Source organism: Streptacidiphilus alkalitolerans (genome assembly GCF_042511045.1).
Lineage (GTDB): Bacteria > Actinomycetota > Actinomycetes > Streptomycetales > Streptomycetaceae > Streptacidiphilus > Streptacidiphilus alkalitolerans.
The window spans coordinates 521520-535990 of sequence record NZ_JBHEZX010000005.1 but is presented as its reverse complement, the minus strand read 5'-3'; the positions used below and the strand labels follow the sequence as shown (position 1 = coordinate 535990).

17 protein-coding genes and 1 pseudogene are annotated in these 14471 nt (G+C 72.8%); 7 read left to right on the top strand and 11 right to left on the bottom strand.

Annotated elements, in window-relative coordinates; translation table 11 throughout:
* The first annotated feature begins 101 nt into the window (after nt 1-101).
* Nucleotides 102-1448, top strand: a complete 1347-nt coding sequence (locus tag ACEZDG_RS14950; RefSeq protein WP_380508560.1) for a YibE/F family protein — start codon at nt 102-104, stop codon at nt 1446-1448.
* 105 nt (nt 1449-1553) lie between these two features.
* On the opposite strand, the gene ACEZDG_RS14945 is transcribed toward ACEZDG_RS14950, so the two are convergent.
* The 3 genes from ACEZDG_RS14945 to ACEZDG_RS14935 form a co-directional block, all read right to left on the bottom strand.
* Nucleotides 1554-1763 carry a hypothetical protein gene (locus ACEZDG_RS14945; protein WP_380508426.1) on the bottom strand — a complete coding sequence of 70 codons (210 nt, stop codon included), beginning with the start codon at nt 1761-1763 and terminating at the stop codon, nt 1554-1556.
* 164 nt (nt 1764-1927) lie between these two features.
* The gene (locus ACEZDG_RS14940) at nt 1928-2638 is read right to left on the bottom strand and encodes a TenA family protein (RefSeq protein WP_380508423.1); all 711 of its coding nucleotides are present in this window, start codon (nt 2636-2638) and stop codon (nt 1928-1930) included.
* Nucleotides 2639-2648: 10 nt separating this feature from the next.
* A complete protein-coding gene (locus ACEZDG_RS14935) occupies nt 2649-2966 on the bottom strand; it encodes a cupin domain-containing protein (protein WP_380508420.1) in 318 nt (105 codons plus the stop codon).
* A gap of 163 nt (nt 2967-3129) precedes the next feature.
* Here ACEZDG_RS14935 and ACEZDG_RS14930 point away from each other — a divergent pair, with 163 nt between their 5' ends.
* Nucleotides 3130-3507, top strand: a complete 378-nt coding sequence (locus ACEZDG_RS14930; RefSeq protein WP_380508417.1) for a phage holin family protein — start codon at nt 3130-3132, stop codon at nt 3505-3507.
* Nucleotides 3508-3559: 52 nt separating this feature from the next.
* Here the strand turns inward: ACEZDG_RS14930 and ACEZDG_RS14925 are convergent, their stop codons facing one another.
* On the bottom strand, nt 3560-4027 hold the full coding sequence (locus ACEZDG_RS14925; protein WP_380508414.1) for an SsgA family sporulation/cell division regulator: 468 nt from the start codon (nt 4025-4027) through the stop codon (nt 3560-3562).
* Nucleotides 4028-4117: 90 nt separating this feature from the next.
* Nucleotides 4118-4873, bottom strand: a complete 756-nt coding sequence (locus ACEZDG_RS14920) for an IclR family transcriptional regulator (RefSeq protein WP_380508411.1) — start codon at nt 4871-4873, stop codon at nt 4118-4120.
* A gap of 202 nt (nt 4874-5075) precedes the next feature.
* Here ACEZDG_RS14920 and ACEZDG_RS14915 point away from each other — a divergent pair, with 202 nt between their 5' ends.
* Nucleotides 5076-5585, top strand: a complete 510-nt coding sequence (locus ACEZDG_RS14915; protein WP_380508408.1) for an NUDIX domain-containing protein — start codon at nt 5076-5078, stop codon at nt 5583-5585.
* A gap of 10 nt (nt 5586-5595) precedes the next feature.
* On the opposite strand, the gene ACEZDG_RS14910 is transcribed toward ACEZDG_RS14915, so the two are convergent.
* The 4 genes from ACEZDG_RS14910 to ACEZDG_RS14895 form a co-directional block, all read right to left on the bottom strand.
* Complete coding sequence (locus ACEZDG_RS14910) at nt 5596-7293, bottom strand: globin domain-containing protein (protein ID WP_380508405.1); 1698 nt, start codon at nt 7291-7293, stop codon at nt 5596-5598.
* A gap of 215 nt (nt 7294-7508) precedes the next feature.
* Nucleotides 7509-7841: a thioredoxin gene (gene trxA, locus ACEZDG_RS14905; protein ID WP_380508402.1), complete on the bottom strand. Its 333-nt coding sequence runs from the start codon at nt 7839-7841 to the stop codon at nt 7509-7511.
* 12 nt (nt 7842-7853) lie between these two features.
* Nucleotides 7854-8267, bottom strand: a complete 414-nt coding sequence (locus tag ACEZDG_RS14900; protein WP_380508557.1) for a MerR family transcriptional regulator — start codon at nt 8265-8267, stop codon at nt 7854-7856.
* Between the two features lie 119 nt (nt 8268-8386).
* A complete protein-coding gene (locus tag ACEZDG_RS14895; RefSeq protein WP_380508399.1) occupies nt 8387-9427 on the bottom strand; it encodes an MBL fold metallo-hydrolase in 1041 nt (346 codons plus the stop codon).
* Nucleotides 9428-9553: 126 nt separating this feature from the next.
* Between ACEZDG_RS14895 and ACEZDG_RS14890 the strand changes: the two genes are divergently transcribed.
* A complete protein-coding gene (locus ACEZDG_RS14890; RefSeq protein ID WP_380508396.1) occupies nt 9554-10636 on the top strand; it encodes an NADH:flavin oxidoreductase/NADH oxidase in 1083 nt (360 codons plus the stop codon).
* A 54-nt stretch (nt 10637-10690) separates the two neighbouring features.
* Nucleotides 10691-11089 carry a VOC family protein gene (locus ACEZDG_RS14885; protein ID WP_380508394.1) on the top strand — a complete coding sequence of 133 codons (399 nt, stop codon included), beginning with the start codon at nt 10691-10693 and terminating at the stop codon, nt 11087-11089.
* 43 nt (nt 11090-11132) lie between these two features.
* Here ACEZDG_RS14885 and ACEZDG_RS14880 read toward each other — a convergent pair whose 3' ends face one another.
* Complete coding sequence (locus tag ACEZDG_RS14880; protein ID WP_380508392.1) at nt 11133-11849, bottom strand: helix-turn-helix domain-containing protein; 717 nt, start codon at nt 11847-11849, stop codon at nt 11133-11135.
* A gap of 88 nt (nt 11850-11937) precedes the next feature.
* Here ACEZDG_RS14880 and ACEZDG_RS14875 point away from each other — a divergent pair, with 88 nt between their 5' ends.
* Entirely contained in the window at nt 11938-12600 is a 663-nt protein-coding gene (locus ACEZDG_RS14875) for a hypothetical protein (RefSeq protein ID WP_380508389.1), read from the top strand.
* Nucleotides 12601-12720: 120 nt separating this feature from the next.
* Here ACEZDG_RS14875 and ACEZDG_RS14870 read toward each other — a convergent pair.
* Nucleotides 12721-12777: pseudogene (locus ACEZDG_RS14870) on the bottom strand (hypothetical protein); the annotation flags it as partial.
* Between the two features lie 469 nt (nt 12778-13246).
* Here ACEZDG_RS14870 and trpS point away from each other — a divergent pair.
* Nucleotides 13247-14377 (top strand): tryptophan--tRNA ligase, encoded by a 1131-nt coding sequence (gene trpS, locus ACEZDG_RS14865; protein WP_380508386.1) that lies wholly within the window; start codon nt 13247-13249, stop codon nt 14375-14377.
* Nucleotides 14378-14471 lie beyond the last annotated feature (94 nt).

The window sequence follows — 14471 nt, the reverse complement described above, 5'->3', positions numbered from 1 at the left end:
GCCACGCCCGGCCAGGCCCGTCCCCGCCCGTCGCCGCACCCGCGCCCCGGTCCCGGCAGGGCTCCCACCCGTCGCTCAGCCTGGTCGGGTACCGTGCAGCACTGCGCGCGTCTCCGGAAGGACCCTCTCCCGTGGCTGACCACCCCCATGAGCACGGCCACGACAGCGGCCACAGCGGACACAGCCACGACCACGGCCCGGCCACCCCGGCCTCCCGGCGGCTGCGCCGGATCATCGCCGCGGTGCTGATCCCGTTCGCGGTCGCGGTGGTCGCCGGGATGGTGCTGATGTGGCCGGGACGGCTGCCCGCGCACGCCTCCACCGGCCTGGGCTTCGACCAGGCGACGGTCACCGGCACGGTCACCGCGACCAGGTCCGCGCCCTGCGACGCCGGCGCCCCGCCGACGGCCGGCGCCACCGCGGCCGAGAACGCCTGCACCCTGGTCACCGTCCGGCTGACCAGCGGCAAGGACGCGGGCACCTCGGTCCAGCAGACGCTGACCCCGGACCAGACCGCGGTCTACAGCGCCGGCGAGAAGGTGGTGATGGACTACCAGCCGACCGCGCCCGTCGCGCTGCGCTACACCGTCAGCGACGCCGACCGCTCCTTCCCGCTGGCGATCCTGGCCGGGGTCTTCGCCCTGGCCGTGGTCCTGGTCGGACGGCTGCGCGGGCTGGCCGCGCTGGTCGCGCTGGCGATCAGCTTCGGCGTGCTGTCGCTGTTCGTACTGCCGGCCATCCTCAAGGGGGAGGACCCGCTGCGGGTGGCGGTGATCGGCGGCGGCGCGATCATGTTCCTGGCGCTGTACCTCTGCCACGGCCTGTCCGCCCGCACCTCGGTGGCGGTGATCGGCACCCTGGCCTCACTGTCGCTGATCGGCGTGCTCGGCGAGGTGTTCATCGGGCTGACCCATCTGACCGGCAATACCTCGGACGAGACCTCGCTGGTCCACTCGCTCTACACCGGGATCAAGCTGCCCGGGCTGCTGCTGGCCGGTGTGATCATCGGCTCGCTCGGGGTGCTCAACGATGTGACGGTCACCCAGGCGTCCTCGGTCTGGGAGCTCCGCGCCGCCGACCCGACCATGGGCGCCCGCGCGCTCTACCGGGCCGGCATCAGGATCGGCCGGGACCACATCGCCTCCACCGTGAACACCCTGGTGATGGCCTACGCGGGGGCGGCGCTGCCGCTGATGCTGCTGTTCTCCATCGCCAACCGGGGGATCTGGACGGTCGCCACCAGCGAACTGGTCGCCGAGGAGATCGTCCGCACCCTGGTCGGCAGCATCGGCCTGATCGCCTCGGTCCCGCTGACCACGGCCCTGGCCGCGCTGGTCGCCTCCCGCGACGGCCGCAAGCCGCTGCCCCGGCAGCGCAGCGGGAGCAGCAGCGGCGCCCCGGCGGCCGAGCCGGTCGCGGCGGGCTCCCGGCACCGGCACCGCCGCTGACCCCGGGTCAGCACGGACCCGCCGGAACAGCGCGGGGGCCCTGCCGGACGGATTCCGGCAGAGTCCCTGATTCAGTGATTCACGTGAAACATGAATGACGTCTCGTCAGCGGGAGGCCTTCTTCACGAGTATCACGACCGCCGCGCCGAGGGCGAGCAGCAGCAGCAGTCGGAAGGCCCAGCCGAAGAGCACGCCCACGACCGCGAACACCGCGCCCAGCACCGCGAAGATCAGCCACAGGGCGATGATCACCACGACCACCGGGACCACGATGTTGCGCACCCAGCCCGGAAGCGTCTTCCAGATGTCGTTCATGATGTCCGTCCTCCCCCGCGGGGTGTCCCGGGGCCTCGGGGCCTCGGGCCCGTCCGTTCAGTTGCTGTGCCTCGATCGTACGGCCGCGAGGGGTGCCGCTGGAGCCTCCGGACCCCTGAGATGACCCGGATAAGTCCCCCACAGGGGCCTCCTCCGGGAGGAGGTCAGACCGGCCAGGTCTCGCCGCGCCAGGCGGCGTCCCAGAACATCCACTCATAACGCGAGGTCAGCGCGAAGTGCCGGACGGCGCGGGCCCGTTCGGCGGGGGCGAGCTCCGCGCCGATCCGGTCGGTGAGCTCCAGCACCCGGCGGACCACGCCCTGGAACGCCTCGTCGCCGTAACTGGCGATCCAGCGTGCGTAGAGCGGGTCGGGGGAGGAGGTCCGGAGCAGTTCCGCACCGACCCTGGCGTAGATCCAGTAGCAGGGGAGCACCGCCGCGAGGCCCTCGGCGAAGGACCCGCCGTAGACCGTGGCGAGCAGATAGCTGGTGTACGCGCGGGTGGTCGGCAGCACCTCGCCGTCCCCCACCGCGGCCTCCCCCGCCCCGCCGTCGCCCACCCAGGCGCCACCCGCCCCGGCGCCGTCCAGGTCCGCCATGAACTCGGCGTGCATCCCCTGCTCCGCCGCCAGCGCGCCGACCGCGTCGTCCGCGAACGCGCGCACGTCCTGCTCGGTCGGCGCCTTGGCGGCGCAGACCGCCAGCGCCCGCGCGTAGTCGCGGAGGTAGTGCGAGTCCTGGACCACGAAGTGCCGGAAGGCCTCGCGGGGGAGGGTCCCGTCGCCGAGCCCGCGCAGGAAGGGGTGGTCCAGGATCGCCCGGTAGGTGTCCTCGGCCGAGTCCCAGAGCTGCTGTGAGAAGGAAAGGGTGGTCACGGTGATGGGCTCAGCTCTCCGGGGGCGAGAAGACGACGAGCACCCTGAGGTCCTCGCTGATGTGGTGGAAGCGGTGCGGGACGCCGGCCGGCACGTACGCCACGCTGCCGCGGCCGACGGTGGTGGTCTCCTCACCGACGGTGAGGTACGCCCGGCCGCTGACGACCACGTAGACCTCGTCCTGCTTGTGCGGCTGCTGCGGGTCGAGCCCGCCCTTGTCCAGCGCGTACAGGCCCGCGGACATATTGCGCTCGTTCAGGAAGCGCAGGTAGGCGCCGTCGTTGGCGGCGCGTTGGGCGTCCAGGTCGTCCATCCGGAATACCTGCATCGGTGTCGCGCTCCCTGTCGGTCGGCCGGCGGCCGGCGGGGGTGCCGGCTGTCGTGTTCGGACTCCGGCATTCAACCAGCACAGGACGCAGTGCAGGACACGGCGCAGAACACACGACCGCCAGGGCTTCCGTCCCGGCCGGTACTCCTGCGACGATCACAGCATGTTGCGCTTCCTGGTCAAGACCCTGATCAACGCGGCGGCCATCTGGGTCGCCACAGCCATCGTCTCCGGCATCACCCTCACCTCGGCGAACTGGGAGCACCAGACGCTGACAGTGATCCTGGTGGCGCTGATCTTCGGCGTGGTGAACTTTGTGATCAAGCCGATCGTCAAGCTGTTCTCACTGCCGCTGTTCATCCTCACCCTGGGGCTGATCACCTTTGTGATCAACGCCCTGATGCTGTGGCTGACCTCCTGGGCCTCGGGGGAGCTCAACCTGGACTTCCACGTGGACGGGTTCGTCCCGGCGCTGCTCGGCTCGCTGATCATCAGCGTGGTGGCCTGGGCGCTGCACCTGGTCTTCCGCGACGAGGACTGAGTCCCTCCGCCGCTCCGTCCCCGCTTCCGCAGCGCGGCCCGCGCCCCCCGCGTCAGCCCGCGTTGCGGAAGCGCCCGTCCAGACTGTCCAGGATCAGCGACAGCTGCTGTTCCAGCTCGTCCATCGCCTGCTCCTCCCCCATCGGCAGCACCTGGTCGGTCCTGGCCAGGAACTCGATCAGCGGCAGCGCGGGGGAGTAGAGCACGGCCGTCCCGGCCGGGGAGTTCAGCCGGATCCGGACGTCGGGGAACTCCAGGTCCTCGCCGGGCACCGGCTCGACCACCACGTCGCCCTCGCCGCTGCGGCAGCTGAGCCCGTCGAGCAGCAGCTCCCGGCTGAGCATCCAGGTCACCGAGGCGTCCCCGGGCAGGTGGAAGGTGAGCCGGACGGCATAGGGGTCGGCGGGGTTGTAGCCCAGCCGCACGTCGACCTCGAAGGCGAGGTCGCGGGAGATCTGGAGCAGCATCACCAGGCGTCCGGCAACCGTGCCCCTCGCGCTTCCGGTGTCATCTGTGTCCATGTCCAACCCCGTCCCTCTCGACTCCTGCCGTCACTTCTCTACTGTCCTCATCGTCCGTTCCCGGCCCGTTCCGCGCCAAGGACGATGTTTTCAAATGGTGAAAAAGGGGCTGCTGAGCCCCGTGCCCACCCGCCGGTTCAGCTGCTCCGCCAGCCCGGGCAGCCGTTCGGCCTGCACCGCCGGGATCGAGAGGCCGACCGTGCCCACCGAGCCGCCGAGGGCGACCGGCACCGCCGCGCACACCGTCCCGGCCAGGTACTCCTGCAGTTCCAGCACCGGCCGCCCGGGCTGGTGCTGCTCGAACCGGCGGAACAGCGCGGGGGCGCTGAGGGTGCGCCGGGTCAGCGACTCGGGCCGGTAGCGGGAGAGGTAGTCCTTGCGCCCCTCCTGGTCCAGCTGGCCGAGCAGGCACTGGCCGAGCGCATGGGCGTGCGCGGTGCGGCGGAAGTCGGCCCACTCGTGCACGGCCGGCAGCGCCGAGGTCTCGGCCACGTCGAGCACGGCCAGTTCGCCGTCCTGGAAGGTGGCGAAGTACACCGGCGCGCCCAGCTCGTCCCTGAGCGCGGCCAGCCGTCGCCGGATCGCGTGCCGCTGCTCCTGCTGCTCCCGGGAGCGGCCCAGGTTCCCGATCGCCGGGCCGTGGATGTAGACGCCCTCGACCCGCCGCAGGTATCCCTCGTGGGCGAGGGTGCGCAGCAGGTGGTAGGTGGTGGGCAGGGGCAGGTCCGCGGACCGCGCCAGCTGCTTCGCCGTGGCGCCGGTGCTGTACCCGCCGACGGCCTCCAGCAGCCGCAGCGCCCGTTGTACCGAGCCGATCAGAGTCGGCTCACCTTTCACTGCCACCATCGCAGATGCCCCCGAATACCGTATTTGAACATCTTCTTTACATAATGCACGCAAAGTTCCGTTTTTGCCTCGGTCCGACGACCGATCCTGTTCCCCGCCGACCGGAGGGGGTGCTGCCGGTTCCGGTCGGGTTTCACCACCCGCCCCGCGCGGCACACTGCTGGGAACGGACCCCTACCAGGTACACGGCACGGAGGAATTCATGTCACGTCCGGTGGTCAAACGCACCGCCCGAGCGATCCTCCTGGACAGCGGGCCGCACGGCCCCGAACTCGTCGTGATCAAGCGCACCAAGCCCGGCCGGACCCCGTACTGGATCACCCCTGGCGGCTGCGTGGAGCAGAGCGACCCCACCGTGGTCGACGCCCTGCACCGCGAGCTCTCCGAGGAGCTCGGCGGGAAGGCCTCGGACGTGGTCCCCGCCTTCGTCGACACCGTCCGCTACACCCACCACGACGACGGCACCCCGGCGCACCCGGACGGGGTGAAGGTCCAGCACTTCTTCGTCTGCCGGCTGGAGTCCATGGACCCCTCCCGCCGCCACGGCCCCGAGGTGGACGAGCCCAACGGCGAGTACGACATCGTCCGACTGCCCTTCACCCGCGAGGGCGTGACCTCGGTGAACGTGGTGCCGGCGTCGCTGCGCGCCTATCTCGCGGCCAATATCGAGGGCATCACCGCGCTGCTGGCCGAGGACCTGGGCCCGGTCTGACCGCCGCCCGTCAGCCGAGTTCCTCCGGCAGGTCGTGGTGGATCCGCTCACCCGGCACCCCCGCCTCGACCAGCACCGCCGAGGTCCGCCGGATCATCGCGGGCGGTCCGCTGACGTAGGCCTCGTACTCCTCCCACGGCCCGCGCCGGCCGACCACCGCGGGCAGCGTCCCGGTCGGGCCCGAGTCCACCGGCGCGCCCTCGGAGACCACGCTGCGCACCGCGAGCCAGGGGTGCTGCCGCGCCAGCGCGAGCAGCTGCTCCCTGGCGTAGAGGTCCGCAGCCCGCCTGGCCCCGTAGAAGACCTCCACCGTGCGGCGGCGGCCGTGGGCGGCCACCTCCTCGACGATGGCGAGCAGCGGGGCGATCCCGGTGCCGCCGCCGAGCAGCAGCAGCGGGGTGTCGCTGGCGTGGTCGACCACCATGGTCCCGGCGGGCGGCCCCAGCCGCAGCAGGTCGCCGGGCCGGGTGCGGTGCGCCAGCGCGTTGCTGACCCAGCCCGCGGGCACCGCCTTGACCTGCAGGGCCAGCGGGCTGTCCGGGCGCGGGGCGGAGGCCATCGAGTACTGCCGCCAGACCCGCGGCCACATCGGCACCTCCAGGGTGGTGTACTGCCCGGCCCGGTACGGGTACGGCTGGTCGGTGCGCAGGGCGACCAGCGCGATGTCGCTCGACACCTGGTCGACCGTCAGCACCTCGGCCTGCCACCAGGCGGGAGCCTTGGCGGCGTCGTCGGTCGCCGAGGCGATCATCACCTCGGTGATGGCCCGGTAGATCCGGCGCCAGGCGATTTCGGTCGGCTGGTCCCAGTAGCGTCCGCAGTAACGTTCCAGCGCGGCCAGCAGGGCTTCGCCGACCGGGCCGTAGTGCTCGTTCAGCACCCCGTACTTGCGGTGGCCCCGGGCCAGCCGGTCCAGGTAGGCGCTCAGCGCGGGCGGGTCGTCGGCGGCCTGCCCGGCCGCGAGGAGGGCCCGGAACAGCCGGTCCCGCTGCAGGTCCATAGACGCCGGGAACAGCGCCCGCAGCTCCGGGTGGCGCAGGAAGAGCACGGCGTAGAAGTGCGCGGTGGCCCGGTCCGCGACGGGTTCGAGGACGCCCAGGCTGCGCCGGACCAGGGCGATGTCCTCGGCGGTCGGGCCGGTCGCGGCGGTCCTGGCGGAGCCCAGTGGCAGTACCGCGACGGCCGTGTTGGCGATCAGCGCAGGCGGTGCCACCGGTATCGGCGGCCCGTCCGGCATCGGCGGGAAGAGGGTGGGCCGCGGCCCGATCGTGGTCCGGAAGCTGTCCGCGCCGGACAGCGCCGCCGCGGGCAGCGCTGCGGCCTGCGGCGGATGCGCGCCCCAGGCACGGCTCCAGGCGTCGCCGGGGCCGGCCCAGTTGAGCCCGGGCGCGTCGGTGATCATCGGCGCGTAGGCGGGGCGGACGGCCGGCGGGGCCGAGAGGGATCCGGCCGGGGAGGGATCGGTGGCGGAGTCTGTGGCGGCGGCTTCGGTGGTGGCGGAGTCGGTAGTAGCGGCTTCGGAGGTGGCGGCTTCAGTGGTGGCGGGCCCGACCGGGGGCGGTTCCGCGGGGGGCGGGGGCGGTTCGGTCGGCGGGGCGACCGGGGCCGGCGCCTTTCCCGGCTGCTTCGACTGCTTGGGCTGCTTCGCTTGCTTCGACTGCCGAATACGCGGCAGGCCGTTTCGATTGAGAGCGCTTCCGATCGACACCTTTCGGTTTCTTCTCCCGTCGTATCAGCGCAGCCCGACAACGACGATTCGCGCGGCGGCGGGCAGACCTCCTGCCAACCGCAGCGTGGCATGGGCAAACAGCTCATCTCATAAATAGTGAGAAGAATGGGGCGCGCGGGACGCAAACGCGCTACCGTCCGCTGCGCCACCGCACTCCCCGCGCCCCCACCGCATAGCCCGCACCCTGCGGCGGCTCAGAACAGGCCGTCGAGCTCCTGCATCAGCCGGTGCTTGGGACGTGCTCCCACCAGCGACTTCACCGGCTCGCCGCGCTGGAAGACGATCAGCGTCGGCATCGACAGCACCCCGAACGCGGCCTGCGTCTCCGGGTTGGTGTCCACGTCCAGGGACACCACCTTCAACCGCCCCTGCTGCTCCCCGGAGACCTGCGAGAGCACCGGCGCGATCATCCGGCACGGCGGGCACCAGTCGGCCGTGAAGTCGACCAGGACCGGAATGTCGGAGCCGAGGACTTCGGCTGCGAACGTCTCGTCGGTCACCTGCAGAACACCTTCGATGTGGACCATCCCGCGCTCCCCTTACCCTTGGCTGCTCTCGGATTTCCATTCGCACAGAGGTTCACTCGGCTTTTCCGCGCTCGCCTCCACCTGCGCCCGCAGCAACTGCCCGCGCACCTGCTCCCGCACGGCCTGCAGCCGCTCGACGCACTCGTCGATCTCGGCGAGCTTGCGCCGGTAGACCTCCAGCGAGGCCGGGCAGGAGTCCCCCGACGGATGCCCGGCCCGCAGGCAGTCGACGAAGGGACGGGTCTCCTCCAGCTCGAAGCCGAAGTCCTGGAGCAGCCTGATCTGCCGCAGCAGCCGCAGGTCCTCCTCGTCGTACGCGCGGTAGCCGTTCACCGCGCGGCGGGCCGGCAGCAGGCCGCGGGATTCGTAGTACCGCAGCGTGCGGGTGGTCGTCCCGGCGCGCTCCGCCAGCTCCCCGATCCGCATCCCGGCCCCTTTCGTCGTGCCCACAGCCACGACGTTAGACCTTGACCCCGACGTCAAGGCCAGCCCCGGCGCACAGACCGGCCCCGACCCGCCCGGCCGCGACCTGCCCGGCCGAGGGCTCAGCCCCGCGCGGTGGCGGCTTCCGCGCTCAGTTCCAGCAGGCCCGGCAGGGTCAGCTCCGCGTACCTCTCGTTCATCGCCCGCACCAGCGCCGCGGCGTCGTCCGGGTGCTGTGCAAGACGCAGGTCGAACTCGCGCAGGTAGCCAGCCGTGAAGCCGAGCACCTCCGCCGCCCCGTCCCCCTGCCCGGGCGCGCGGTGGCCGGCCACCACCCTGGACGCGCCGAGCCCGCGGACCAGCTCCAGGTTCGCCAGCCAGTCCGCGCGCTGCGCGGGCGTGGTCTCGGCGGTCCACAGATGGGTGCCGTTGTAGACCAAGTCACCGGCGACGACCGTGTCCGCCCCCGGCACGTGCACCACGCTGCAGGCGGTGCAGTCGCCCTGCCCCAGGGCCAGTACGTCCAGCCCGGCGCCGTCCACCCACAGCCGGCCCCCCGGCAGCGGCCCGGGCACCACCGGGGTGGAGGTCAGGTCGTCGCCGAACACCGGCTGCCAGCGGGCGACCTTGGCCAGGCCGGTGGCGATGATCCCCTCGATCACCTCGGGCACGGCGTAGACCGGCGTCCCCGGGAACAGCCGGAGGATCTCCTCGGTGCCGAAGTAGTGGTCCGGATGGGGGTGGGTGATCACCACGGCGGTGAGCCGCCGGGTCCGTCCGGCCACCCACTCGGCCAGCTCGCTCCCGGCGGCACGGGTCAGCTGGGTGTCGACCAGCACGGCCTCGGTCGGTCCGAACACCAGCGAGGAGGTGGCGAAGAACGCGGACTCGGGCCCGGTGAAGACATCGACCCGCACCGGCTCCGGCACGGGCTCCGCATCGGGGGTCCACTGGTCCGCGCTCGCCTGCTCCCCGGCCCGCTGCTCCCCGGCCCGCTGCCCGCCGGGGCCCTGGTCGCCGGGCCTCTGCCCGCCCGGCCCCTGCTCCCCGGCCCCGAGCACCACACCCTCCAGGGCCTCACCAGGCTGCGGCTGCGACTCCTGCTCCGGCGCACGCCCCTTGGAGTCACGCCGCCCCCAGCGTCTGCCCTCGCTTCCCGCCATCGCGCCGCTCCTCCGCTACCGCCGGTAGTCACTCACTCCAGCATCCGTTGCCCGGGCCGGGCCCGCCACCACAAACACCATGCGCTTACAATTATTGCCAACGCTCCCTATCTGCTGAGGACTGCGATGAGCCAGCTGTTCGAGCCACTGACCCTGCGCGAGCTGACGATCCCCAACCGGGTGTGGATGGCCCCCATGTGCCAGTACTCGGCGGCCTCCGAGGGGCCCGACACCGGCGCACCGCACGACTGGCACTTCCAGCACCTCGCCTCCCGCGCGGTCGGTGGCGCCGGACTGCTGCTCACCGAGGCCACCGCGGTCAGCCCCGAGGGCCGGATCAGCGCCAGGGACCTGGGCCTCTGGAACGAGCGGCAGCAGCAGGCGTTCACCCGGATCACCGCCTTCCTGGAGTCCGCAGGCGCCGTCCCCGGCATACAGCTCGCCCATGCCGGTCGCAAGGCATCCGTCAACATCCCGTGGCAGGACGGCGGCAGCGCCGTCCCGGCCGAACGGGGCGGCTGGCCCACGGTGGCCCCCAGCCCGCTGGCCTTCGGCGGCAACCCGGCCCCGGCCGAGCTGACGGCCGAGGGGATCGCCGGTGTCGTCCGGCAGTTCGCCGACGCGGCCCGGCGGGCGCTGGCGGCCGGCTTCAAGGTCGTCGAGATCCACGGAGCGCACGGCTACCTGCTGCACGAGTTCCTCTCGCCCTACTCCAACACCCGCACCGACAGCTACGGCGGGTCGCCGGCGAACCGGATGCGCTTCGCCCTGGAGGTGGTGGACGCCGTCCGCTCGGTCTGGCCGGACCACCTGCCGGTGTTCTTCCGCACCTCCGCCACGGACTGGCTGCCGGACTCGGAGGAGGGCTGGACCGGCGCCGACACCGTCCGCCTGGCCAAGGAGCTGCAGGCCCACGGTGTCGACCTGCTCGACGTCTCCAGCGGCGGCAACGTCCCCGACGCGACCATCCCGTGGGCCCCCGGCTACCAGGTGCCCTACGCCGCCGCCGTCCGCGAGCAGACCGCCCTGCCCACCGCGGCGGTCGGCCTGATCACCGACCCGCACCAGGCCGAGGCGATCCTCGCCGAGCAGCAGGCCGACGCGGTGCTGCTCGGCCGGGAACTGCTCCGCGACCCCTACTGGCCGCAGCGGGCCGCCCGCGCGCTCGGCCACGACCTCCCGCGCACCCCGCAGTACGCCCGCGCCTGAGGACGTCCGTTCCGTTCAAGACCGCACGGTCAGCGGTCGCCTAGCGTGGCGGGCATGACTCCACGATTCGATCTGCTCGGCCTGGTCGTCGCCGACATGCCCGCCTCGCTCGCCTTCTACCGCCGTCTCGGCCTCGACCTCCCGGCCGAGGCGGACGGCGAGCCCCATGTCGAGACGGTGCTCCCCGGCGGCCTGCGGCTGGCCTGGGACACCGTCGAGGTGATCCTCGGTATCGACCCCGGCTGGACTCCCCCGCAGGGCGGCACCCGTGCCTCGCTGGCCTTCCGCTGCGACGGCCCGGCCGAGGTCGACAAGGTGTACGCGGAGCTGACCGGCGCCGGGCACCCCGGGCACAAGGAGCCCTGGGACGCCTTCTGGGGCCAGCGCTACGCCGTGGTCCACGACCCCGACGGCAATACCGTCGACCTCTTCGCGCCCCTCGGCCAGGACTGACCGGGGCCGGGACGGGACCGCTCGGCGCCGGGCCCGGACCGGTTCAGGGCCCGGCCAGCAGTTCGGTCAGCGGCACACCGGCCAGCGCCCGCACCTCGCGGGCCAGATGCGCCTGGTCGGCGTAGCCGGCCCCGGCCGCCACCCGGGCGAACGGCTCCCCGGCGCGGGCCGCCGCCAGCGCCCGCTCCAGCCGCAGCACCCGGTGCAGCGTCTTCGGCCCGTAGCCGAACAACTCCTGGCAGCGGCGCAGCAACTGACGCTCACTCAGTGACAGTTCGGCCGCGAGCCCGGCCACGCCGACCCCGCGTCGCAGCCCGTCCAGCACCCCTCGGCGCACCGGGTCGCCGACCGCCTCCCGCAGCGGATCCCGGGCCGGACCGTCCGTCCGCTGCCGGACCAGCGCCTCCAGCGCCGCCGCCCGGTCGTCCGCCTCGGCGACGCGTTCCAGCGCCACCCGCGCCTCCGCGCCCGGCCACAGCGCGCCCAGCGGCACCCGGCGGTCCCGCAGCTCCCAGGCCGCCACCCCCAGCACCGCCGGCGCCGTCCCCGGGGCGAACCGCAGCCCGACCGTGTGGTCGCCCGGCAGCCGCTCGGCCGGCTGCGCCACTGTGTCCGGGCCCGCGACCAGCAGGCCGCCGCCGGTCCAGATCAGGTCCATGCAGCCGTCCGGGAGCACCCTGCCCGTCCCGGCGTCGCCCTCCGTGCGCCAGGACCACAGCACCGCTCCCGGCACAGCGCGCGCAGCCCGCTCCCGGTACACCACTCGATTGTCCCTCGGGGGCGGCTCAGGGGCAGCTCAGGGTCATCACCGATACCGGCGCACCGGGCGCCGCCGCGATGCTCTTCCCATGACTTATCAGATCCCGACCAGCGCACGGCAGTTGACCGTCACCGGTGCATCGCTGCTGGCCGCGCCGCTGTTCATGACCGGCTACGGCGCCGTCCGGCTGCTCAGCGGGCACCGTGCCCCGGGAGCGGCTTGGACCGCGGGGCACCTGCTGCTGATCCTCGGCCTGCTCTGCTTCGTCCCGATCGTGCTGTACCTGCGCCGGCTGGCCGCCGAGCAGGGAACCGCCCGCCGGCTGACCGCGAACGCGGCTGCCGCCGCGACGCTGCTGGGCGTCTGCTCGGTGCTCGGCCAGGCCGTGGTGGACATCTACGTGGCCTCGGTCTCCGTCGACCACGCCGCGATGAACGTCCGCTTCCACCGGTTCCAGAGCCACCCGGGAGTGGAACCGCTGCTGTACACGGTGCTTCCGCTGTTCTTCTACCTCGGCCTGGTCGTCCTCACCGCCGTGCTCGCCCTCGGCCGGCCGCGGCTGACCGCCCTGCGGATCCCGGTGCTGGTGCTGCTCGGCACCGTGGTGATGGCGGTGAGCCTGGACCTGCTGCCGCTCGGCGGGCTGGTCTTCGCCGCCGCCTTCGGCCCGCTCGGCCTGGCGATGCTCACCGAGGCCAGAACCCCGCAGTCCGCCGTCCCCAGCACCACCCCGGCCCGCACCCGGGTGTGACGCCGAGTCAGGCGCCGCGCAGCGCGAGGTGCTCCTCGCCGATGGTCCGCAACCGCGCCAGCGCCGGCTCGTCCCCGACCCCGGCAGCGCGGTGAACATCATCAGCCGCTGGTCCTCCGCGGGCGTCAGCAGGGTTTCCGCCAGGAGCTCCATCACCCCGCGCTCCGGATGCCGCACCCGCAGCACGCCGCTGCGCCGCACCTCCACCTCGTGCACCTCGCTGCGCTTCAGCGGCCGCTCCACCAGCTCCGCGCCGCCGTGTCCGCGCCGCGCCCAACCACCGCCGCGCGCAGGTCAGCGACCTGCGCCGCTGGGTACGATCCCGCTCGGCGTGCGCTTCAGCGGCGGCGGCCCCGGCGAGGACCGCCACGCGGAAGCCCACGCCGCCGCCGTCGCCCTGCACCGGGCCGGCACCCTGTCCCTCCCGGTCCGCGCCGTCTTCACCACCGGCGTCCTCGGCCGACTTCCCTCTAGACTGGTGGCATGCATCTCTCGTCCTGCCTGAGCTGGTGGCGCTCCTCCTAGGAGCGGCCACCTCTCTCACGCACGACCAAGGGCCGTTCGGACGGACGGCCCTTTTGCGTACCCCTGCGCAGGCCCTGCTCCGTGCGGACGGCATCCCACCGGACCACCACCAGGAGCAGTCATGACCACCACCACCGCCATCGCCGCCACGTCCCTCGCCGCCGCCACCGACCTGGAATCCGCCAACCCGCCGGGCGACCCGCTGGGAACGTCCGCCGCGCAGACCCGCAGTGCGGCGTTGGAAGAACAACTCGCCCGGGACCCGGGGCGGTTCCGGGTACTGACCGGGGACCGGCCGACCGGCCGACTCCACCTGGGCCACTACTTCGGCACCCTGCACAACCGGGTCCGGCTGCAGGAGCTGGGGACGGAGGTGTTCGTCCTGATCGCCGACTACCAGGTGCTGACCGACCGCGATGTCGCCGACCACCTGGCCGAGCACGTCGAGAACCTGGTGCTGGACTACCTGGCCATCGGCATCGACCCCGCCCGGAGCACGATCTTCACCCACAGCGCGGTCCCGGCCCTCAACCAGCTGCTGCTGCCCTTCCTCAGCCTGGTCTCGGTCGCCGAGCTGGGCCGCAACCCCACCGTCAAGGACGAGATCGCGCACTCCCGGCAGTCCTCGGTCAGCGGCCTGATGTTCACCTACCCGGCCCACCAGGCCGCGGACATCCTCTTCTGCAAGGCCGACCTGGTCCCGGTCGGCCAGGACCAACTGCCCCACCTCGAACTCACCCGCACCATCGCCCGCCGCTTCAACGACCGCTACGGCAACGGGACGAGCGTGTTCCCCGAGCCCGACGCCCTGCTGTCGGCGGCGCCGCTGCTGCTGGGCACCGACGGCACCAAGATGAGCAAGAGCCGGGGCAACGCCATCGCCCTCTCCGCCGGCGCCGACGAGACCGCCCGGCTCATCCGCGGTGCCAAGACCGACGCCGAGCGGCAGATCAGCTACGACCCGGTGGGCCGGCCCGAGGTTTCCAGCCTGGTCCTGCTGGCCGCGCTCTGCCTGGACCGCGACCCCCGCCAACTCGCCGACGAGATCGGCGGCGCGGGGGCAGCGGGCCTGAAGAGCACCGTCATCGAGGCCGTCAACGAGTACCTGGCCCCGATCCGCGCCCGCCGCGAACAGCTCGCCCAGGACCGCGGCCACATCCGCCGAATCCTGCGCGAGGGCAACGAACGCGCCCAGGCCGTCGCCGAGACCACCCTTGACGAGGTCCGCTCCGCCATGAACAGCCGCTACTGAACCGGCGGACGGAACCGGACCGCCCGCGGACGCCCCGGACGCCCCGGACGCCCCGGCCCTTCGGACGCCCCGGACCTTCCGGCCCGCGGAAACG

What these genes read in the sequence shown, in the direction of transcription:
- trxA (WP_380508402.1), bottom strand. Translation starts at nt 7,841, where the DNA reads ATGGTCCACATCGAAGGTGTTCTGCAGGTGACCGACGAGACGTTCGCA.
- ACEZDG_RS14890 (WP_380508396.1), top strand. Translation starts at nt 9,554, where the DNA reads ATGAGCCAGCTGTTCGAGCCACTGACCCTGCGCGAGCTGACGATCCCC.
- trpS (WP_380508386.1), top strand. Translation starts at nt 13,247, where the DNA reads ATGACCACCACCACCGCCATCGCCGCCACGTCCCTCGCCGCCGCCACC.
- ACEZDG_RS14895 (WP_380508399.1), bottom strand. Translation starts at nt 9,427, where the DNA reads ATGGCGGGAAGCGAGGGCAGACGCTGGGGGCGGCGTGACTCCAAGGGG.
- ACEZDG_RS14945 (WP_380508426.1), bottom strand. Translation starts at nt 1,763, where the DNA reads ATGAACGACATCTGGAAGACGCTTCCGGGCTGGGTGCGCAACATCGTG.
- ACEZDG_RS14930 (WP_380508417.1), top strand. Translation starts at nt 3,130, where the DNA reads ATGTTGCGCTTCCTGGTCAAGACCCTGATCAACGCGGCGGCCATCTGG.
- ACEZDG_RS14875 (WP_380508389.1), top strand. Translation starts at nt 11,938, where the DNA reads ATGACTTATCAGATCCCGACCAGCGCACGGCAGTTGACCGTCACCGGT.
- ACEZDG_RS14915 (WP_380508408.1), top strand. Translation starts at nt 5,076, where the DNA reads ATGTCACGTCCGGTGGTCAAACGCACCGCCCGAGCGATCCTCCTGGAC.
- ACEZDG_RS14900 (WP_380508557.1), bottom strand. Translation starts at nt 8,267, where the DNA reads ATGCGGATCGGGGAGCTGGCGGAGCGCGCCGGGACGACCACCCGCACG.
- ACEZDG_RS14920 (WP_380508411.1), bottom strand. Translation starts at nt 4,873, where the DNA reads ATGGTGGCAGTGAAAGGTGAGCCGACTCTGATCGGCTCGGTACAACGG.
- ACEZDG_RS14935 (WP_380508420.1), bottom strand. Translation starts at nt 2,966, where the DNA reads ATGCAGGTATTCCGGATGGACGACCTGGACGCCCAACGCGCCGCCAAC.
- ACEZDG_RS14885 (WP_380508394.1), top strand. Translation starts at nt 10,691, where the DNA reads ATGACTCCACGATTCGATCTGCTCGGCCTGGTCGTCGCCGACATGCCC.
- ACEZDG_RS14925 (WP_380508414.1), bottom strand. Translation starts at nt 4,027, where the DNA reads ATGGACACAGATGACACCGGAAGCGCGAGGGGCACGGTTGCCGGACGC.